The organism is Pseudarthrobacter sp. MDT3-1 (assembly GCF_054510755.1).
In genome coordinates this window covers 94,587-113,704 of record NZ_JBTNDX010000002.1, presented here as the reverse complement: position 1 = coordinate 113,704, position 19,118 = coordinate 94,587, and the positions used below count along the sequence as shown (strand labels likewise).

Sequence of the window (19,118 nt, the reverse complement as noted above, 5' to 3'; positions counted from 1 at the left end):
CCCGGCGTCTAGACTCTTTGAGGATGACGGCAGGCGGGCCGTCCGGGCGAACATATTGGGGTGGACGTGAAGGCGCAGGCGGCTGTACTCGTGGCGGGGGCGCTGCTCGGCGTGACAGCAATGGGAGGCTGCAGTGTAGACGTTCCCGATCCGGCCGCCCCGAAAGTGGCGCCAACCGTCACCGCCCTGGCCACCCCTACCATCACCCCGGGCCATGACGCAGAAGCGGTGGCCGCAAAGGACATGCCGTTCTCCGCTGGCGGTTCCCTGGCCGCCGGGGTCCCCGTGGGGATCTCGGACGGACTCAAGGATGCACCCGGCTGGCAGCAGGTCAAGGAGAACGTGGCCGGCGAGAGTCAATTCGTGAAGTCCGATGGCTGTCTGGTGGCGGCCAAGGTCCGCACCAACCAGGCACCGCTGGCGCTTCAGGACGACAAGGAGTCGACTGTTGGCCTCTTCACGTACCTGGACCCGACCATCCTGCCCGGCTATCTGAAGACAGCGACGCTGCGGTGGGGCGGTGAGGTTGGCAAGCCGGGGCCATCGGCTGAGGTGCTGGCTCTGGAGAAACCCGGCCAAGCGGGCGTCAGGCCCACGGCCGTTATGGCCCGGGTGTTCGGCACTGCGGCATCGTCGGTCTACATTTCGGTGGCCTGCCCGGACGATGCCACACTGGCAGCCGCCCGGGCCTACATCGCAGAACGCCTCCTGTTGGTTCCGCCGTCGAACTAGCGGTGTCGGTTACTTACCATGCCTGCGCCAGGACCCGGCGGGGGAAAGGCGGTTCAGGGCCAGCGCGCCCACGAGCAGGCCGAAGTCCCGTAAGGCAACGTCGTAGAAGCTGCCCAGGACCAGTAGGTTGATGATGATGCCCAGCAGCCAGACGGCGACCAGCAGGGAACCGAACCGGGGCCGGACGGCCACTGCAATGCCGGCGGCGATCTCCACGACGCCGACGATGTACATGAAGCTCTGCGCCGACACGGGCACCACGGAGGTGGCAGCCGGCGCGAGGTATATGGTCCAGTCGGTCAGGGTGTTGGTGAACTTGTCCAGCCCGAAGAGAATCGGTGCGACGGTGAACACGGTGCGCAGCAGGAAGAAGGCCTGCCTGTCCGGTGCCATAGCCTGTAGCCGACTGCCTGCGGTTTTTTTCGCGTTGGTTGTCATGGTGGACTCCTTCTAAAAGTAGGTATGATTATTTTAGAAAGATTGGCACCATTAAGCAATGGATATTGTTTTTAGAGTTAGGGGTACAGGGTGCGCAGACTTCCGTGGGGCCGCCGCATGGCGGCCGTGGCTTCCTTGGGCGACGACAAGCGCCGGCAGCTTTTTGAACTGGTTGCCGCTTCCGATGCCGCAGTCGGGCGCGATGAGGCTGCGCTGGCCCTCGGCCTGCCAAGAAGCACTGCGTCCTTCCACCTTGACAGGCTGGTCCAGGACGGACTCCTGGCGGTGGAATTCCACAAGGCCGCCGGGAAGTCAGGTCCTGGCTCCGGGCGGCCGGCGAAGATGTACCGGCAATCAACGAGTGAGGTCGGCGCTTCCGTGCCGGACCGCAACTATGACCTCGCCGCTGAGCTGCTGGTCGCAGCGATCGAGCACTCCACAGCGACCGGCGGAGCCGTGGGCAATTCCCTGCTGGCCGCGTCGTACGGCAAGGGCAAGGCGCTGGCCGCCGGCGCCGCAAGCCTGGCGGACTTCATGGCGGGGGAGGGCTACGAGCCCAGGCCTGACGGCACCGGCGGCTTTGTGCTGGTGAACTGCCCGTTCCATCGGCTCTCGGACGGGCACCCGGAAGTGGTCTGCGCCATGAACGGATCATTTTTGCAGGGCGCGGCTGCGGCGTGCGGGGAGCCGGAGGAACGTATAGCGCCGAACAGCGAGCCTGGCCAGTGCTGCGCCAGGATCACCCCGCCCTGACACCTGATGGGCCGGGGCCGCGGGTGTGCCGCCCTGGGCGCCGCTAGAATTGAGGCGTGCCCGTCTACCTCGATCATGCAGCCACCACGCCACTTTCCGCCGAGGCGCTGGCAGCCCTGACCCGGGAACTTGCCCGCACCGGCAATCCTTCGTCCCTGCACGGCTCGGGCCGGCGTGCCCGCCGCTCCGTGGAGGACGCCAGGGAAGCAATCGCGAAAGCGGCCGGCGCCCATCCCTCCGAGGTCATCTTTACGTCCGGGGGCACTGAGTCCGACAACCTTGCCGTGAAGGGCCTGTACTGGGCCCGTTCCGGCGAAGACCCGGCACGGCGGCGCATCCTCTGCTCCGCCGTCGAGCATCATGCCGTGCTGGACACCGTGGAATGGCTGGAGCGGCACGAGGGTGCCATTGTCACGTGGCTTCCCGTGGACAGCGAGGGCGTGGCGGACCTGGGCGTGCTCGCCGCCGAGCTGGCCCGGGACCCCGGGACCATTGCGCTCGTGACGGTCATGTGGGCCAACAATGAAGTGGGCACCATCCAGCCGGTGCACAGGATTGTGCAGCTGGCGCACGCCGCCGGGGTGCCGGTCCATTCGGATGCCGTGCAGGCCTTCGGCTCGCTGCCGGTTGATTTCAAGGCCTCCGGGCTGGACGCGATGTCCGTTTCCGGGCACAAGATCGGCGGACCGGTGGGAGTCGGCGCCCTCCTGCTGGGGCGGGCCGTCAAGCTGACCCCGGTGCAGCACGGCGGCGGCCAGGAACGCGACGTGCGCTCCGGGACGCTGGACACGGCGTCCATCGCCGCCTTCGCTGCTGCCGCCGAGGCCGCCACCGCACGGCTTGCCGCCGAGTCCGCGAGGATCGCGGCCCTGCGGGACAGGCTCATCGACGGCGTCCTGCAGCGGGTGCCCGAAGCTGCACTCCGCGGCGCCCCGGGGGAGGGTCGGCTGCCCGGCAACGCGCATTTCACGTTCCCTGGCTGCGAAGGTGATTCGCTGCTGTTCCTGCTGGACCTGGTGGGGGTGGAATCCTCCACGGGATCCGCCTGCACGGCCGGTGTCCCGCGCCCGTCCCACGTGCTGCTGGCCATGGGGCTGGACGAGGAGACAGCCCGTGGCGCCCAGCGCTTCACGCTGGGACATGCCTCAACCGACGCGGACGTGGATGCCTTGCTGGCAGCCCTCCCCGGCGCGTACCAACGCGCCCGCCAGGCAGGGATGGCCGGGCATGAATCCTCGATCCAGACTGCGGGAACGGTAGCGCGTCAGGCGTCCTCCGGCAGGAGCTGATCGAGCCCAACGGACCTGTCGGCCAGGCGCTCCGTTGTGACTCGGGTCCTGGCCGAGCATGGCCCTGGCCCCCACCTTTCCGCCGTTCAGGGCATTGGAGCAGTACTCGCTGCGGTGGTGCTGGCCGGTGAAGGGGTGCAAGGCGTTGGCGACGTCGCCGGCGGCAAAAATACCGGGCGCGCTGGTCTGCAGGGACGCGTCCGTGAGGATCCCGTTGTCCAGGGTGAGGCCGGCCGCCTGCGCGAGTCCGGTCTCGGGAACCATGCCGACGGCGATGACCACGATGTCCGCAGGGAGCGCCTCTCCGGAATCGGTGACCACCCCGGTGACAGCGCCGCCGTGGCCGGTGATTTCCCGCGCTGAGGCAGGAAGCCGGAAGCTCACGCCGTTGGCTTCGTGGAGGCTGCGGAAGAACCGTCCGAGGTCAGGGCCGATGGCCCCGGCCAGGGGGATCTCTTCCAGGCCAAGGAGGGTGACGTTGTTTCCGTACGTGGCGGCCGCCGCAGCCAGTTCCATACCGATCCAGCCGGAGCCGATCATCACCACGTTCCTGCCGCCCGCCGCCAGGCTGCTGCGCAACCGCCGGCTGTCGTCCAAGGTGCGGAAGGTGGATACCCCGGCCAGATCGCTGCCGGGCACGCGGAGGGTGCGGGGCGTCGCGCCGGTGGCGAGCAGCAGGGAGCCGTATGACAGTGTGCTGCCGTCGTCGAGTTCCACCGTCCTGGCGTCCGGCCGGATGTCCGTGACGCGCGCGCCCAGGCGGAGGCCGACGTCGTTCTCCGCGTACCAGCCTGGCGGCACCACCGGGACGGCGTCCTCGTCAGCCTTTCCCAGCAGATACTCCTTGGACAGCGGCGGCCGCAAGTAGGGGTGATGGCGCTCGGCGCCGATGATGGTCGCCCGGCCTTCGAACCCTTCCGCCCGCAGGGTCTTGGCAGCGGTGGCACCGGCCAGGCAGCCGCCGGCAATCACAGATTCCCCCGCGGCCGCAATGTCCTCAGCCATGTCCGTCCGATTCCCGCTGGTGCGTGCTCGAAGTCTAAAACCGTTAGTTCTGACTTTAGAAGTGAAGGCCCGCTGGGTCAAGGGTCTTTTGGGGAGGATTCGGCGTGGCGATAGACTGGTGCGGCAGGCATTGTGCTATTTCTGCGGCAGCCGGTTGAACGGCAGCCGCCCTCTGCCGGCATCCCCCGAACCTAAAGAAAGCCAGCATGCGAGTTCTAGCAGCCATGAGCGGTGGAGTCGACTCCGCCGTTGCCGCAGCACGTGCCGTTGAAGCCGGGCACGACGTCGTCGGCGTTCACCTTGCGCTGTCCAGGATGCCCGGAACCCTGCGGACGGGCAGCCGCGGCTGCTGCACCATCGAGGACTCGCGCGATGCGTGGCGGGCCTGCGATGTGCTGGGCATTCCGTATTACGTCTGGGATTTCTCGGAGCGCTTCAAGGAAGACGTGGTCCAGGACTTCATCGATGAGTATGCTGCCGGGCGGACACCCAATCCCTGCATGCGCTGCAACGAGCGGATCAAGTTTGCCGCCCTGCTGGAGAAGGCCATCGCCCTGGGCTTTGACGCCGTCTGCACCGGGCATTACGCCAAGGTCATCAAGGACGCCGAAGGCAACCCCGAACTTCACCGGGCGGCGGACTGGGCCAAGGATCAGAGCTACGTCCTGGGTGTCCTGACCCACGAGCAGCTCAAGCACTCCATGTTCCCGCTGGCTGACACGCCCTCCAAGGCTGAGGTGCGGGCCGAGGCCGAGCGCCGTGGACTGTCAGTGGCCAACAAGCCCGACAGCCACGACATCTGCTTCATTCCCGACGGCGACACCGCGGGCTGGCTCGCCGAAAAGATCGACATGACCACCGGTGACATTGTGGACGAGACCGGCTCGAAGGTGGGGGAGCACCCGGGAGCCAACGCGTTCACCGTGGGACAGCGCCGCGGCCTGAAGCTCGGCACACCCGCAGCGGACGGCAAGCCCAGGTTCGTCCTGGAGATCCGGCCCAAGGAAAACAAGGTAGTGGTGGGGCCCCAGGCGCTGCTGGCCATTGACGAGATCCGCGGCATCAAGGTCTCGTGGGCCGGTCTGCCCATCGCGGAAATCGAAACGGGCGCCGAGTTTGACTGCTATGCCCAGGTCCGCGCCCACGGAGACCCCGTGCCGGCAACCGCGCGAATGCTGCCCGGCGAGGGTGCACCCCAGCTGCTGGTCACCTTGACCGATCCGCTGCGCGGTGTGGCACCTGGCCAGACAGTGGTCCTCTACCAGGGCAGCCGCGTCTTGGGCCAGGCCACCATCGACGCTGCCCGGTCGTTGCAGCGCGCGGAGCTCTGAGGCGGAGCAATTTACCCCGGTCAGGTAAATTTTGTGTCTCAACTCACAAAAAAGCCGGTTGATGAGTCCGGCGTCTGGTTGAATCTAGGCATCAGGACAGCGCGCTGCCCGCTCAAGCCAAGACACCCATTTGCGGGCGGCGAGCGCGTACTCATCGAACAGAAAGTTCACAGATGACCAAGAGCACTCAAGCCTTGCGCAGCGCACTCGCGCTCGCAGGCGTTTCCGCCTTCGCATTGACGGCCTGCACGGGCCCCTCGGGTGGCGGGGGCGGTGGCAGCACAGCTTCGGAGAATGCAAGCAGCGTCATCGCATATGGCACCACAGACAAAGTCACCGCACTGGACCCGGCGGGCTCGTACGACAACGGTTCGTTTATGGTGATGAACCAGATTTACTCCTATTTGTTGAACTCCAAGCCCGGTGGCGCCGATCCCGTGCCGGACCTTGCCGAATCGTCGTCCTTCACCAAGCCTACGGAATTCACCGTCAAGCTGAAGAGCGACCTCAAGTGGGCCAACGGGCACGTTTTGGATTCCAAAGACGTCAAGTTCTCCTTTGATCGCCAGGTGGCCATCAACGATCCCAATGGACCGGCATCATTGTTGTCCAACATCGATTCCATTGCCACGCCTGATGCCAGCACCGTTGTATTCACGCTGAAGAATGCCAACGACCAGACGTTCCCGCAGATTCTGACCAGCCCGGCCGCGCCGATCGTCGACGATGAAGTCTTCCCGGCAGACAAGCTCCTCAGCGACGAGGAAATTGTCAAGGCCAATGCCTTCCACGGCCAGTACATCATCGACTCCTACAACAAGAACACGCTGGTCAGCCTCAAGGCCTGGCCGGACTACAAGGGCGTGCTTGGAAAGCCCGCCAACGCAGGGGCCACCATCAAGTACTACACCGACCAGACCAACATGAAGTTGGAGGTCAAGGGCGGGCAGATCGATGTTGCCAACCGCAGCCTGAGCGCCACGGACATCGATGACCTCAAGAAGGACTCCAACGTCACGGTCCATGTCGGACCCGGCGGCGAGATGCGGTACATCGTCTTCAACTTCGACACCATGCCCTTCGGTGCCAAGACCCCGGAAACGGACCCCAAGAAAGCGCTGGCCGTCCGCCAGGCCGTTGCTGACCTCATTGACCGCCAAGCCATCTCGGACCAGGTCTACAAGGGCACGTACCTGCCCATGTGGTCCAACGTCCCGTCCGGTTTCGTGGGCGCCAACGAATCCTTCAAGCAGGCCTATGGGGACGGCTCCGGCAAGCCCAGCCTGGACAAGGCCAAGAAGGTCATGTCCGACGCCGGCATCACCGGCCCGGTAACGATCAAACTGCAGTACAACCCTGACCACTATGGCAAGTCATCCGGTGACGAATACGCCATGGTCAAGGACCAGTTGGAGAAGAGCGGTCTGTTCACCGTGGACCTTCAGTCCACCGAGTGGGTCACGTACAACTCTGCGTCGAAGAAAGACAGCTACCCCGTCTTCCAGCTGGGCTGGTTCCCGGACTTCAGCGACGCGGACAATTACCTGACACCCTTCTTTGTGGGCGGTGGCTTCATGAACAACCACTACTCCAACAGCGAGGTCGAAACGCTGATCGCAAAGCAGCTTGTGACGGCTGATAAGGCAGAGCGTGAGAAGACCATACAGGAGGTCCAGAACCTGCTTGCCAAGGACATCTCCACGTTGCCGTTGTTGCAAGGGGCACAGGTGGCTGTTTCGGGGACCAAGGTGAAGGGCGTGGATTCGACGCTGGATGCGTCGTTCAAGTTCCGGCTCGGCACCATTTCCAAGTAACACCTGTTACACCTGCGTAGGAGGTGGGGCCGGCCGGCCCTGCCTCCTACGTGTTGGCTCCACACTTTTCGCTTTCCAGACCAAGCAGGTTCAGCATGGCCACATTGATTGATGCGCCGCCGCCAACTGTAGCGGCCCCCACATCCAAATCCGCGGGAGGTGGCCTCGGGAGGTATATCCTGATTCGCTTCCTGCTCATTTTCCCCACGATCTTCATCCTCGTCACCCTCGTTTTCTTTCTGATGCGGATCACCGGCGATCCCATTACCGCAGCCCAGGGCGGACGCCTCCCGCAGGAACAAATCGACGCCTTGGTTCACCAGGCCGGCTATGACCGGAACCTGTTCATCCAATACATCGAGTACCTTGGCCACATCGCCACCGGAAACTTCGGCCGGACTATTTCAGATGGCCGGCCCGTCATCGAGATGCTCGCGAAATTTGGTGCAGCCACCCTGGAACTGAGCATCAACGCCGTGATGGTGGCGTTGCTCGTGGGAATACCGCTGGGTATGTTCGCCGCCCACAAACGCGACAAGGTTCCGGACGCTGTCCTGCGCATGTTCGCCATCCTTTGCTATGCCACCCCTGTCTTCTTTGCCGGCCTGCTGCTGAAGCTGACATTTTCTGTAGGACTGGGTTGGTTCCCCGTAGCTGGCCGTGCATCCACCACAACGGAATTGGCGATGGGCCGGCTGGCAGCGCCCACTGGCGTCTACTGGCTGGACGCCCTTCGCAGCGGCAATCTGGCAGCCTTTGGCGACATCGTCCACCACGCAGTCCTGCCGGCCGTCGCGCTGGGCCTATTGACCGCGGGCGTCTTCCTCCGTCTGGTCCGCACCAACGTGATCGGCACGCTGGGCAGGGACTATGTTGAGGCAGGCCGGTCCCGAGGTGTCAGTGAATACCGCCTGGTGACCAAGCATGCCTACAAGCCTGCGCTGATCCCCATCATCACGGTGATGGGTTTGCAGATTGCCCTGCTGCTCGGCGGTGCGGTGCTGACCGAAACCACCTTCGAGTGGAAGGGCCTTGGCTATCAGCTGGCGCAGTACCTTACCGCGCGTGACTTTGTGGCTGTCCAGGGCATCGTGATGCTGCTGGCCGTCATTGTGGCGATCACCAATTTCGTGGTGGATATTGCCGCTGCCCTGATTGATCCGCGAGTGAGGTACTGATGGGCACCACAGTTTTGGAACCGAAAAAGAAGTCCTTGCTGGACCGGCTTCCGGTCTCGTCCCACATCCGCCAGAGCGTTGGCCTGCAACGGACCATGCTGCTCATCGGCGTCGTCCTTTGCGCTGTTTTTGTGGTGGCCGCGATATTTGCGCCGGTGCTGGCGCCCTACGGGTATTCTCAGATTTCCGATGACGCCGGTTCTTTCCCGGCGCAGGCCGAACCCGGTGGCAAGCATCTGATGGGAACAACCGTGGGCGGATACGATGTGCTGTCCCGGATGATCTGGGGATCGCAGACAGCCATGGCGGTGATTGTTGCTGCCGTGTTGATGTCCATCTTCCTGGGAGTGTTCCTCGGACTGGTGAGTGGCTACTTCGGCGGCTGGCTGGACCGAGTGCTGGTGGTGATTGCTGACGCGATTTACGCCTTCCCCACACTCCTCGTGGCTATCGTGATGTCGATTGCCATCAATAAGGGACAGTCTGGCTTCTGGGGCGGAATCCTCGCCTGCGGGTTTGCCATCACGGCAGTGTTTGTACCGCAGTACTTCCGGGTGATCCGTGCTGAAACCATCCGGCTCAAGGCTGAACCGTTTGTGGAATCCGCCCAGGTTGTTGGCGCCTCAAGCGCCAGGATTATCAGCAGGCACATCTTTTCCAACGCGACCCGGACCCTGCCGCTGATCTTTACGCTCAACGCCTCCGAAGCCATCCTCACTCTGGCAGGCCTGGGCTTCCTCGGTTTCGGTATCGAGCCAAGCTCCGCCGCTGAATGGGGCTTTGACCTGAACAAGGCGATGTCCGACGCCTCCTCAGGCATTTGGTGGACCGGCGTGTTCCCCGGCCTCGCCATCGTGCTGACGGTGGTTGGCCTGACCCTCGTGGGTGAAAGCATCAACGACCTGAACGATCCGCGCTTGCGCGGACGCAAGGCTGCCGGCGCCAAGGGCGCCCCGGGACCATCAACCGCGGCCGCGCAGTCTGCCATCGCAGCGAATGTGAGAGGACTGTGACCATCAATATTGATTCGGCATCTGACCAGTCCAGGCCGGCAGACCAGCCCGTACTGGAGATCGACCACCTCAAAGTCACGTTCGCCACCGATGGCGGAGACGTCTATGCCGTGAAGGATGTGAGCCTGGACGTCCGCTCCGGCGAGGTCCTGGCCATCGTGGGCGAATCCGGCTCGGGCAAGACCGTGACCGCGAAAACCATCCTCGGGCTGCTGCCGGAGACAGCCACCAGCGGCGGGGCTGTCCTGATCAACGGGAACAACGTGATCAGCGTCAGCGCCGCGAAGCTGAGGCAGATCCGTGGCCGCGATGTGGCCATGGTGTTCCAGGAGCCCTCCACGGCACTGAACCCGGTGTTCACCGTGGGCTGGCAGATCGCCGAGGGCATCCGTGCCCACGCCGGCGGGGCCGGCGGGAAGCGGGTCTCGGCCAAGGACGCGAAGGTCCGTGCCATTGAGGCGCTGCGCAAAGTGGGGATCCCGGATCCGGAGCATCGGGTTAACTACTATCCGCACCAGTTCTCCGGCGGCCAGAAGCAGCGCGTGGTGATCGCCGCCGCGCTGGCCCTGAACCCGGGACTGATTGTCGCCGATGAACCCACCACAGCCCTGGATGTCACCGTCCAGGCCGAAATCCTGGAGCTGCTCCGGGACCTCCGGGACAAGTACGGCACCTCGATCGTGCTGATCACCCACAACATGGGCGTGGTGGCCGATCTCGCGGACCGCGTAGTGGTGATGTACCAGGGTGATGTGGTGGAGGAGGCGCCGGTGCGCGTGCTTTTTGCTGAACCCAAGCAGGATTACACCAAGAAGCTGCTGGCCGCCGTGCCCCACCTGGGCCGGAACTCGGCGTCGGAGGGCCTGCGGGAACGCGCCCACCAGGGTTCGCCGGTGCTGGTGGAGGCAACCAACCTGACCATCGAGTACCCCGGCAGGCTGGGAACTCCGGCCTTCAAGGCCGTGGACGGGGTCAGCTTCACCGTGTCCCCGGGCGAAGTCTTTGGGCTGGTGGGCGAATCCGGCTCAGGGAAAACCACCATCGGCCGGGCCATCGCGGGCCTGAACCGGACCACGGGCGGCAGCCTGAAGGTACTCGGCTACGAGATGCTGAACCTCAAGGAGCGGACGTTCAAGCCCCTCCGGAAGAATATTGGCTTTGTGTTCCAGGATCCGGCTGCGTCCTTCAACCCCCAGCTGACCATCGGCGACTGCGTAGCGGAGCCCATGATCATTCACACCAACCCGAGCCCGGCGCAGGCGCGCAAACGCGTTGCTGAGCTGCTTGAATCAGTGCAGTTGCCGGCGTCGTACGCCCAGCGGTACCCGCACGAGCTGTCCGGCGGCCAGCGCCAGCGGGCGTCGCTGGCGCGGGCACTGATCCTGAACCCGCGGTTGCTGATCGCTGACGAGCCGACGTCGGCCCTGGACGTTTCGGTGCAGGCAAAGGTCCTGGAACTCTTCAAGGAAATCCAGGCCGAGTTCGGGTTCGCGGCACTGTTCATCAGCCACGACCTCGCGGTGGTGGACATTCTGTCCCAGTGGGTGGGCGTCCTGTACAAGGGCAAGCTGGTGGAGCAGGGTATCGGCAGCCAGGTGATGGGCGCGCCGCAGCACGACTACACCAAACGGCTGATTGCCTCGCTGCCGGTCCCTGATCCGGACGAACAGGCACGACGCCGGGAAGCGCACCGGGCGCTGCTGCCCCAGTAGGCACCACCAGCGACCCCACAGTCGCGGCATCACCAGACGGACATCCCGCCCCACCAGGCGGGGTGTCCGTCCGCCGCTTAACACCGGAAGGATTTCTCCGGACGCCCCATAGACTTGGACCATGACGCAGCAAAACCACGATGTTCCCGACACCGACACCTACGATGCCGCCGCGAGTTCGCTGGCAGGCCACGTGGACAACTCGGTGATGGCGGAACTGCTGTCCATCCGCTCCAGCATCGACAACATCGACGCGACCCTGGTGTACCTCCTGGCCGAACGGTTCAAGGCCACCCAGAAAGTGGGCTTCCTCAAGGCCGCGCACCGGCTCCCGGCGGGGGATCCAGGCCGGGAATCCGCCCAGATCGCCCGTCTCCGGCGGCTGGCGGAGGATGCACACCTCGATCCCGCGTTTGCGGAGAAGTTCCTGAATTTCATCATCGGCGAGGTCATCCGCCATCATGAAGCCATCGCCGAGGACCACCAGGCCGCTGCAGAGTGGAAGTAACATCCACCGGGCTTGGGCCCTGGCCGGGGGAGGACCCCGTGGAGGCTGCCCGCATTATCCGCGGCGAGCTTGGAAGCCCGCACCTGCCGTTCCTGGCAGAGCTTCCGGACCGTGGAGTCGGTTCCGACGCCCTGGGGCGGACGGCCGCACTCCTGGTTGAAATGGCCGTGGATGTCCAGCCGTACGGCTGGCGGCTGGTGGACCGTCCGGGCAAGGATTTCCGCCGGGCCGCGTCGGCCCTGTCCACCGACATCAACGTCCTGGCAGATGTCGCCGGCGCCGAGGACACCCCGGCCCCCGAACTCAAGGTCCAGCTGCTGGGACCGCTGGGTCTTGCCGCCGGGCTGCACCTGCACAACGGCGAACGGGCACTGATCGACTACGGCGCACGCCGGGACATTGCCGACTCGCTTGCCGCAGGGGTGGGCGGCTACCTGTCCCGGATCTCCAGCGCCGTTCCGGGCGCACGGCTGGTGGTCCAGGTCGATGAGCCTGATATCGCCGCCGTACTGGCCGGCACCATTCCGACGTCGAGCGGTTACCGCACGCTTCGGGCGGTGGGTGGCCAGGAGGTCACCGAGTCCTGGCAGGTGGTGATCGACGCGCTGCGCGCCGCGGGTGCCGCCGAAATCGTCATCTCCGTGCCTGAAATTGAGGCCCCCATCGACCGGATCATGGCCGCCGGTGCCGACGGCGTGGCCGTGCCGCTGAGGGCCCTGACCACACGGCAGTGGGAGCAGTTGGCCACGGCAGTGGAGGCAGGCAAGCGGATCTGGGCCGGCGCCCTGGACGTCAGCCGCGGCACACTGCCCAGGGTGGCCGACGTCGTGGAGTCCGTCTGGCGGCCATGGCACGAGCTGGGGCTCCCGGCGTCGTCCCTGGGCAGTATCCGGGTCACCCCCTCGGCGGGACTTGCCGGCCACACGCCGGCCACCGCCACAGCAGTGCTGGGCCGGCTCACCCAGGTGGCCGACGGCCTGAACCAGCGCGCGCACGGCTGAGCGGGCGAACGGCTGAGCGGGCCCACCGCTCAGCCGTGCGACGCAAGACTTCTACGTCCGGTTTTCCCAACGGTCCGGCTGGGCGTAGCGGGGCAGGAAACTCTGCGCCGAACTGCCGCCGATGTAGGGACGCAGGCGGTAGTCAAAACCGCCCGCATAGACCAGGACCAGCCCGATCTGCGGCTGGATGACCTTGACCTGGATCCGGTGCTGTCCGTGCTCGCCTGCGGCGCCGTCCCACCACTGCTCGGCGTAAGCCCTGGCATCCACGGTGGCCGGCAGCGGCAGGCGGAGGGGGCCCAGGAACAGCCGCGAGGCTTCGGAAACGCCGCGCAGCCTACCCTCGTTCGTCACACTGAGCTTGAGGTCGGTCACCATGCGCCGGAAACGGCCCAGGTAGTCCACCAGCCGCGGGCCGCCGTCGGAATCCACGAGGCTGGTGGTGTCCTGGAATATCCGCAGGTGCCCGGGGAAACGGATTTCCCGCCTGGCAGTCAGGCTGGAGCGGCCGAACGGATCCTGGTGGGCATGGTTTTCAATCCGGAAGGGGATGCCTTCCCCGTAATCCGGGAAGAACGCGTCCTCCCCGGAGGTCAGCTTGAGCAGCGGCCGCAGCCACGCCTGCCGGCAGCCCACAACGTCGAACACGCCCTCCCCGACGCCGTAGTGCCCCGAACCGGGCGCCAGCGAAAAGTACTCCTGCAGCTCAGGCTGCAGCCGGTGGAAGTCCTCGCCCAGGGCCTGCCGGTAAATAGGGACGTTCATGGTGACCTCCTGGACGGTACCGTCAGCGGCGCTGCAGTAATTCACAATCTACCGGCCGCCTTGAGCCGGATGTACATGTCGGCAAGCTGTGGCGGCAGCTGGTGTGGCTCCGCATCCACCACTTCCACCCCGTGGTGCCGGAGCTCGGCGCTGACCGCCGCCCGTTCCAGGAGTACGCGTTCAGCCGCTGCCGCCCGGAATACACCGGCGGCGTTCTCACGCTCCCGCAGCATCTGCCCCAGCATGGGATCACGGACGGCGGCCACCCCCACAACGTGCTGCTGGGCGAGCTGCGCGGCCACGGGAATGAGTCCTTCCTCCGGCGCCCCGCCGTCCAACGCCGTCAGCAGCACCACCAGGGACCGGTGGGCGGAGACCGCCCGGATCTGGCCGGGGAGGCTGGACCAGTCAAGCTCGATCAGTTCAGCTTCGAGGGGCGCCATTGCCTGCACCAGCTGCCCCAGGAGGTTGCCGGTGGTGGCGGAACCGGCTCTGGCCCGCGGACGGCGGTCGTAGGCAAGGAAATCCACCCGGTCACCGCCACGCTCTGCCAGCACCGCCAGCAGGAGCGCCGCTTCGATGCCGGTATCCAGCCTTGGTTCGTCCTCGATCCTCGCCGCTGACGTGCGGGACGTATCCAGCATGATCACCACGCGCCGGTCGCGTTCCGGGCGCCAGGTGCGGACGACGACGGCGGACCGGCGGGCGGTTGCGCGCCAGTCGATGGACCGGACGTCGTCCCCGCGGACGTAGTCACGCAGCGAGTCGAATTCGGTGCCGGAACCCCGGATCTGCACGGCGGCCTTGCCGTCGAGTTCGCGGAGTTTCCTGAGCTTCGAGGGGAGGTGCCTGCGGGAATGGAACGGCGGCAGGACCCGCAGGAGGCCGTCACAGTTAAACGTGCGCTGGCGTGCCGCGAGCCGAAGGGGTCCATGGGAGCGCACCGTGACGTGCCGGGCGCCCACGTCGCCACGGCGGACCGGCTGTAGCCGGACGGTCATCCGGCGGCTTTCCAGGGCGGGGATGTCCAGGTCCTGGACCGGATTCACAGCCCCGGCAGACGGCTGCCACGCGTCTCGAACAGTGGCGCGCAAGCGTCGCCGGCCACTGTTGCGCAGCGTGATGACCGAAGCGGCCGTGCCGTGCAGCGTCACGTTGCCGGGCTCGGCGCGCGTGACGATGATGGCCCGCGGGGAAGCGGCCAGGCCAAGGTCCAGGCCCAGGAGAGCAGCGAGTGCCACGACCACGCCCAGGACCGTTCCCCCGCGAGGAAACAGCAACACCGGCACCAGGCCCAGCAGTGCCAGCACGACGAACCGTCCGGAGAGTGCCATGTGCAAGCGAATCAGCGGGGGACCGGGACGGACGCCAGCATGCTGCCCAGGACATCGTCCACGCGGACCCCGTCCATCTGGGCATCAGGCTGCAGGGCCACCCGGTGGCGCAGGCACGGCAGCGCCAGTGCCTTGACGTCGTCCGGGGTGACGAAGCTGCGGCCCGACAGCCAGGCCCAGGCGCGGGCCGTATTAAGCAGTGCAGTCGCGCCGCGGGGCGAGACGCCCAGCTGGAACGACGGCGCCTGCCGGGTGGCGCGTACCAGGTCCACGATGTAGCCGATGATTTCCCGTTCGACGGCAACGGTGGCCACAGCCCGCCGCGCCCGTTCGAGGTCCTCGGCGCCGGCCACCGCCCGGACACCGGCGGCAGCAAGATCCCGGGGATTGAAGCCGGCTGCGTGCCGCCGGATCACTTCCACCTCGTCAGTCCGGCTGGGCAGCGGCATGGTGAGCTTGAGCAGGAACCGGTCCAGCTGGGCTTCGGGCAAGGGATAGGTTCCCTCATATTCCACGGGGTTCTGGGTTGCCGCCACCAGGAAGTTCGCCGGCAGCGGCCGGGACACCCCGTCCACCGAGACCTGCCGCTCTTCCATGGCCTCCAACAGGGAGGCCTGCGTCTTCGGGGGCGTCCGGTTGATTTCGTCGGCCAGCAGGATGTTGGTGAAGACCGGCCCCTCGCGGAAACTGAATTCCGAGGTGTGCGAGTCATAGACCAGGGAACCGGTGATGTCGCCGGGCATCAGGTCAGGGGTGAACTGTACGCGTTTGGTGTCCAGGCTCAGCGCGGCGGAAAGGGCACGGACCAGGAGTGTCTTGGCCACACCGGGCACGCCCTCGAGGAGAACATGCCCCTGGGAAAGCAGCGCGATCAGGAGTCCCGTGACGGTGGCATCCTGGCCCACCACGGCTTTGGCAACCTCGTGGCGGACATCCAAAAGCGCCTGCCGGGCGGGATCCAGCGTCCGCGGGGAGGAATCCATGATCTGCGGGGCGCCGTACGGTTCGTTCATCGGGTTCTGACCTCGTTCTCTAGTTTGTCCAGTTCCTGTGACCATTGCACCAGCCTGGTTGCGGTACCGGGGCGTTCCTGGATCAGGCCGCTGATATCTCTGACCGGCCGGCCCATGTGCCGGGCCACTGCCTGCACCACGTCGTCGGCAGTGGCCTGGGATCCGATTCGAAGGGCTTGCGCCAGACGAACCAGGGTGCCGGCCCGAAGGTTGTCCCGTGCCCGGTCCAGTGCGTGGGAATCCTGATAAAGGCGCGCGCGGCCTTCGGCGGTCTCCACGGCCTTGACCACCACGGGGAGTGGTTCAAACACGAGCGGGCCGAGGCGGCGCCCGCGCCACACAATGGTCAGCACGGTCACAAAGACCAGCCAGGGCCCCAGGAATGCCACCCAGTCAGGGGCGAGGTCATCAAGTGTCTGCGTTGACTCCGCAGCGGCCGCGTCGCCCAGTCCGGGCAGGTACCAGACAACGACTTCTGAGCCGCCCAGCGTCCGCAGGGCCAGTGCGGCATGGCCGTGGCCGGCAAGCCCGCCGTTGTTGAGGAGGGCGGTGCTGCCCAGGACGGTCAGGCCGCCGTCATCCGTGCGGGCAAGCAGCCCGGCGGTGCTTCCCGGCGGGCTGAAGCACACTGTGCCGCCGTCGTACAGGAATCCGCCGGTTCCGGAGACAGCACCTGCCGCCGCGGGATCGGTGAGATCGCAGCCCGGTTCCAGGAGCGCCGTTGACTCAGGCACCACACCGGCCTGGCTGATGCCGGTATCGAGGGCCTTCAGCGTGCCGAGCCGCGGCGTCACCAGCACTACGCTACCCGCACTTGCGGCCAGCTCGTCCAGCCGGGATTGGTCCAGGAATCCGCTCCGGTCGTACAGGAGGAGGGTGGCACCCGGCCGGTCCGCGAGTGCTGCCGTGGCGGAGTCAAAGGAGTCAACATCCTGGACCTCGACACCGTGGCGGCCCAGTATCTCGGTGACCGCCCTGGCGCCGCCCGGCCCGGCGTTATGCACGGATAAGGGCAGGGAATCGCCCTTTGGTGCGAGTTGGGTGGAAATAACCACCGCCAGTCCGACGGCGGCCGCCGCGCCGATCGCTGCCCCGCCGCGGTGCCGCCGGAGCCAGGCACGGGCACCGGACACGGCACCGGCGCCGGACCCGGACCCGGATCGGAGTGCCGGGGCGGAACCCGGCTGCGCCTCCGGTGCACCCGACGTCGGAAGTTTGGGCGTCAAAAGATCCGGCGAAGGGTTCTGCATCGTGGGACCCTGCGTCATCGCGGAACCGCCGGTTCGTTACGTTCAGCGGGCAGGGCGGCGCTCGCCGGCGTGAGGGACTGCAGGGCAATGTCCAGTTCGCGCACCGCGGCAAAGTCAGCCTGGCCTGCGGACTCATTTCCGTAGCGGATCCCGTCGAAAGTCCGCGCAGCTTCCGTCAGGCGGCCGGCCTCTGACGGAAACGGTGTGGCCAGTTCGTGCGCCACCTCGTCCGCGGTCCGGCCCGGCCGCGCGTCGAAAAGCGTTCTGTCCTCGGCTGTGCGCACGAGCGCACGGAAACAGTCCACGATGGCGGCGCTCCAGTGGCCGGCCGCGGCAGCGGCCGCCGCGCGCCCACGGTAGGCCTCGGCACTGACTGTTGTGCCGGCGTCGAATACGTCTCCGGCACGCTTGGCCTTCGCGTTGAGGCGCGGGCGGGCCAGGACGACCGCGGCGCCGATCAGCACGGCGATGGCCACACCGATCCACGGCGCCGCCACGGTGGTGTCCGGGCCGGAGCCGCCGTCCAGGGACCGCAGCCAGTCCAGGATGTCCGCCCACACAGTGTCCAGCCAGCCGGGGGCCGCGTCACGGTATTCCGGCTTGGCGAGTTCTTCTTCGGCCCAGCGGCGGGCCTCGTCGCGGCCAGGCAGGACCGGTGGTTCAGCGGCCATCCGGCCATGCCCCGCCGGGCGGTGCCCCGTAGGGCGGCAGCGGATTTTGGCCGCGTCCCGCCCGGTAGACCGGAACGCCTCGGCCCGGGACGCCGTCGGGATCTGCTCCGGATTCCAGCAGCCGGAGCAGGGCGATATCCAGTCCGTCCCGGCGCATCCTGAGGTCGAGGTAGAGCAGCGCCATCACGGAGGTCTGGAAGGCAAAACCCGCTGCGGCGACCACTGCGGTAACGACCGCGGTGGCAACGCCCGCCACCACGGCCGCCGTCATGGCCTGCTCGGAACCGCCGTGGGGTGAGACCACTCCGGTGTAAAAGCCGGTGAGCAGCGTGACGGGAATCATGACGACCTGGGCGATGACCCCCACCATGATGCCCACCATCAGCGTGATGCCCAGGAGCCGCCACCAATTGCTGCGTGTCAGTTCCCAGGAGCGCCGAATGCCGGCCATCGCACCGAGTTCCTCCACGACAACGGCGGCAGGGGCCACCATAAGCTTGATGTAGACCCATACGTACAGCACAAAGCACACCAGCCCCAGCGGGATGAGGATCAGGGCGCCCACTCCGCCGACGGTGCTGACCAGCAGCACTGCCAGCGCCAAAAACAGCAGCGCAACGAGGAGCCCGCCGCCCACCAGCAGGGCCGCAAGGCGGATCAGGGCACCAGCGCGGGACCGCGCCAGGGTCCACATCTGCCTGAAGCCGGTGGGGCGGTTGAGGACGGATCTGGCGACCGGAACCACCATGGCGCCCTGCAGCACCGCGGACAGAAAAACGGTGAGCGAGACGAGCAGGATCCCGGACGCGAAGGTCACCACCAGCGGGACCAGGTCCTGCTCCGTCAGGCCCGCCGCCCAGGCTTCAAGTGACGCCGCGGACGTGGCGGAAAATGAACTGAGAACTGCCGTGAGCACTGCGGCGAGCGTCTGCGCCAGCAGCGCGGCGCCCAGCATGGCCTTGGCGTTGCGCCTGATCGCCTGGAAGGAGCCATCCAGGATCTCGCCGAACATCAGTGGCCGCAGGGGAACGATGCCGGGTTTGGGCGGGGCAACATAACGCGGCTGCTGGTAGGGCGGCGGAGCGCCGTAGGGATTGTGCGACGGAGTGTCCCAAGCCGGCGGGCCACCCGGAGGAGGTCCCCAAACCGGCTGGCCGCCCCAGGGCTGCTGTGCCGGGCCGGGCTGCTGCCCCCACGGAGCCTGGTTCCCTGGCGGCTGGCCTTTCCCAGCCTCGCCGGCAGGATGCGGCTGCTGCATGTTCGGATCCTGGTGTGGCACCCTGTTCCTTCCCCCGTGCGGGACTGTCCGCG

17 protein-coding genes and 1 pseudogene are annotated in these 19,118 nt (G+C 66.4%); 10 read left to right on the top strand and 8 right to left on the bottom strand.

Annotated features, from left to right (window positions below; all coding sequences use genetic code 11):
• The first annotated feature begins 60 nt into the window (after positions 1-60).
• Positions 61-732: a hypothetical protein gene (locus tag ACX80X_RS01875; protein WP_308216143.1), complete on the top strand. Its 672-nt coding sequence runs from the start codon at positions 61-63 to the stop codon at positions 730-732.
• Between the two features lie 9 nt (positions 733-741).
• Here ACX80X_RS01875 and ACX80X_RS01870 read toward each other — a convergent pair whose 3' ends face one another.
• Positions 742-1,170: a hypothetical protein gene (locus ACX80X_RS01870; protein ID WP_459311066.1), complete on the bottom strand. Its 429-nt coding sequence runs from the start codon at positions 1,168-1,170 to the stop codon at positions 742-744.
• 90 nt (positions 1,171-1,260) lie between these two features.
• On the opposite strand from ACX80X_RS01870, the gene ACX80X_RS01865 reads away from it, so the two are divergent.
• A complete protein-coding gene (locus ACX80X_RS01865) occupies positions 1,261-1,923 on the top strand; it encodes a helix-turn-helix transcriptional regulator (protein WP_459311064.1) in 663 nt (220 codons plus the stop codon).
• Positions 1,924-1,979: 56 nt separating this feature from the next.
• Positions 1,980-3,212, top strand: a complete 1,233-nt coding sequence (locus tag ACX80X_RS01860) for a cysteine desulfurase family protein (protein ID WP_459311062.1) — start codon at positions 1,980-1,982, stop codon at positions 3,210-3,212.
• 102 nt (positions 3,213-3,314) lie between these two features.
• On the opposite strand, the pseudogene ACX80X_RS01855 reads toward ACX80X_RS01860, so the two are convergent.
• Positions 3,315-4,217 (bottom strand): annotated as a pseudogene (locus tag ACX80X_RS01855) (NAD(P)/FAD-dependent oxidoreductase); the annotation flags it as partial.
• 224 nt (positions 4,218-4,441) lie between these two features.
• On the opposite strand from ACX80X_RS01855, the gene mnmA reads away from it, so the two are divergent.
• The 7 genes from mnmA (at position 4,442) to ACX80X_RS01820 (ending at position 12,774) form a co-directional block, all read left to right on the top strand.
• Positions 4,442-5,548 carry a tRNA 2-thiouridine(34) synthase MnmA gene (gene mnmA / locus ACX80X_RS01850; RefSeq protein WP_252598644.1) on the top strand — a complete coding sequence of 369 codons (1,107 nt, stop codon included), beginning with the start codon at positions 4,442-4,444 and terminating at the stop codon, positions 5,546-5,548.
• Positions 5,549-5,721: 173 nt separating this feature from the next.
• Positions 5,722-7,362 carry an ABC transporter substrate-binding protein gene (locus ACX80X_RS01845; RefSeq protein WP_252598244.1) on the top strand — a complete coding sequence of 547 codons (1,641 nt, stop codon included), beginning with the start codon at positions 5,722-5,724 and terminating at the stop codon, positions 7,360-7,362.
• Between the two features lie 95 nt (positions 7,363-7,457).
• Entirely contained in the window at positions 7,458-8,540 is a 1,083-nt protein-coding gene (locus ACX80X_RS01840; RefSeq protein ID WP_252598243.1) for an ABC transporter permease, read from the top strand.
• Positions 8,540-9,553: an ABC transporter permease gene (locus ACX80X_RS01835; RefSeq protein ID WP_252598242.1), complete on the top strand. Its 1,014-nt coding sequence runs from the start codon at positions 8,540-8,542 to the stop codon at positions 9,551-9,553. Before ACX80X_RS01840 ends, ACX80X_RS01835 begins: the two co-directional genes overlap by 1 nt.
• Entirely contained in the window at positions 9,550-11,265 is a 1,716-nt protein-coding gene (locus ACX80X_RS01830; RefSeq protein WP_459311060.1) for an ABC transporter ATP-binding protein, read from the top strand. The genes ACX80X_RS01835 and ACX80X_RS01830 overlap by 4 nt, the downstream gene beginning before the upstream one ends.
• A gap of 121 nt (positions 11,266-11,386) precedes the next feature.
• On the top strand, positions 11,387-11,773 hold the full coding sequence (locus tag ACX80X_RS01825; RefSeq protein ID WP_058931921.1) for a chorismate mutase: 387 nt from the start codon (positions 11,387-11,389) through the stop codon (positions 11,771-11,773).
• Positions 11,764-12,774 carry a uroporphyrinogen decarboxylase/cobalamine-independent methonine synthase family protein gene (locus ACX80X_RS01820; protein ID WP_252598240.1) on the top strand — a complete coding sequence of 337 codons (1,011 nt, stop codon included), beginning with the start codon at positions 11,764-11,766 and terminating at the stop codon, positions 12,772-12,774. Before ACX80X_RS01825 ends, ACX80X_RS01820 begins: the two co-directional genes overlap by 10 nt.
• Positions 12,775-12,825: 51 nt before the next feature.
• On the opposite strand, the gene ACX80X_RS01815 is transcribed toward ACX80X_RS01820, so the two are convergent.
• The 6 genes from ACX80X_RS01815 to ACX80X_RS01790 are packed head-to-tail and all read right to left on the bottom strand — an operon-like array spanning position 12,826 to position 19,065.
• Positions 12,826-13,539, bottom strand: coding sequence for a DUF4166 domain-containing protein (locus ACX80X_RS01815; protein WP_459311058.1), 714 nt, complete (start codon positions 13,537-13,539; stop codon positions 12,826-12,828).
• Between the two features lie 41 nt (positions 13,540-13,580).
• Positions 13,581-14,873: a DUF58 domain-containing protein gene (locus ACX80X_RS01810; RefSeq protein ID WP_459311056.1), complete on the bottom strand. Its 1,293-nt coding sequence runs from the start codon at positions 14,871-14,873 to the stop codon at positions 13,581-13,583.
• Positions 14,874-14,884: 11 nt separating this feature from the next.
• Positions 14,885-15,886: an AAA family ATPase gene (locus ACX80X_RS01805; RefSeq protein WP_459311054.1), complete on the bottom strand. Its 1,002-nt coding sequence runs from the start codon at positions 15,884-15,886 to the stop codon at positions 14,885-14,887.
• A complete protein-coding gene (locus ACX80X_RS01800) occupies positions 15,883-17,136 on the bottom strand; it encodes a DUF4350 domain-containing protein (protein ID WP_459311052.1) in 1,254 nt (417 codons plus the stop codon). The genes ACX80X_RS01805 and ACX80X_RS01800 overlap by 4 nt, the downstream gene beginning before the upstream one ends.
• 14 nt (positions 17,137-17,150) lie before the next feature.
• Entirely contained in the window at positions 17,151-17,807 is a 657-nt protein-coding gene (locus tag ACX80X_RS01795; RefSeq protein WP_459311050.1) for a DUF4129 domain-containing protein, read from the bottom strand.
• Positions 17,797-19,065 (bottom strand): hypothetical protein, encoded by a 1,269-nt coding sequence (locus ACX80X_RS01790; protein WP_459311048.1) that lies wholly within the window; start codon positions 19,063-19,065, stop codon positions 17,797-17,799. The genes ACX80X_RS01795 and ACX80X_RS01790 overlap by 11 nt, the downstream gene beginning before the upstream one ends.
• Positions 19,066-19,118 lie beyond the last annotated feature (53 nt).

Excerpts from the sequence above, each read along its gene's own strand:
- ACX80X_RS01835 (WP_252598242.1), top strand. The coding sequence starts at position 8,540 with ATGGGCACCACAGTTTTGGAACCGAAAAAGAAGTCCTTGCTGGACCGG.
- ACX80X_RS01840 (WP_252598243.1), top strand. The coding sequence starts at position 7,458 with ATGGCCACATTGATTGATGCGCCGCCGCCAACTGTAGCGGCCCCCACA.
- ACX80X_RS01810 (WP_459311056.1), bottom strand. The coding sequence starts at position 14,873 with ATGGCACTCTCCGGACGGTTCGTCGTGCTGGCACTGCTGGGCCTGGTG.
- ACX80X_RS01805 (WP_459311054.1), bottom strand. The coding sequence starts at position 15,886 with ATGAACGAACCGTACGGCGCCCCGCAGATCATGGATTCCTCCCCGCGG.
- ACX80X_RS01800 (WP_459311052.1), bottom strand. The coding sequence starts at position 17,136 with ATGCAGAACCCTTCGCCGGATCTTTTGACGCCCAAACTTCCGACGTCG.
- ACX80X_RS01845 (WP_252598244.1), top strand. The coding sequence starts at position 5,722 with ATGACCAAGAGCACTCAAGCCTTGCGCAGCGCACTCGCGCTCGCAGGC.
- ACX80X_RS01825 (WP_058931921.1), top strand. The coding sequence starts at position 11,387 with ATGACGCAGCAAAACCACGATGTTCCCGACACCGACACCTACGATGCC.
- ACX80X_RS01870 (WP_459311066.1), bottom strand. The coding sequence starts at position 1,170 with ATGACAACCAACGCGAAAAAAACCGCAGGCAGTCGGCTACAGGCTATG.
- ACX80X_RS01815 (WP_459311058.1), bottom strand. The coding sequence starts at position 13,539 with ATGAACGTCCCTATTTACCGGCAGGCCCTGGGCGAGGACTTCCACCGG.
- ACX80X_RS01795 (WP_459311050.1), bottom strand. The coding sequence starts at position 17,807 with ATGGCCGCTGAACCACCGGTCCTGCCTGGCCGCGACGAGGCCCGCCGC.
- ACX80X_RS01790 (WP_459311048.1), bottom strand. The coding sequence starts at position 19,065 with ATGCAGCAGCCGCATCCTGCCGGCGAGGCTGGGAAAGGCCAGCCGCCA.
- mnmA (WP_252598644.1), top strand. The coding sequence starts at position 4,442 with ATGAGCGGTGGAGTCGACTCCGCCGTTGCCGCAGCACGTGCCGTTGAA.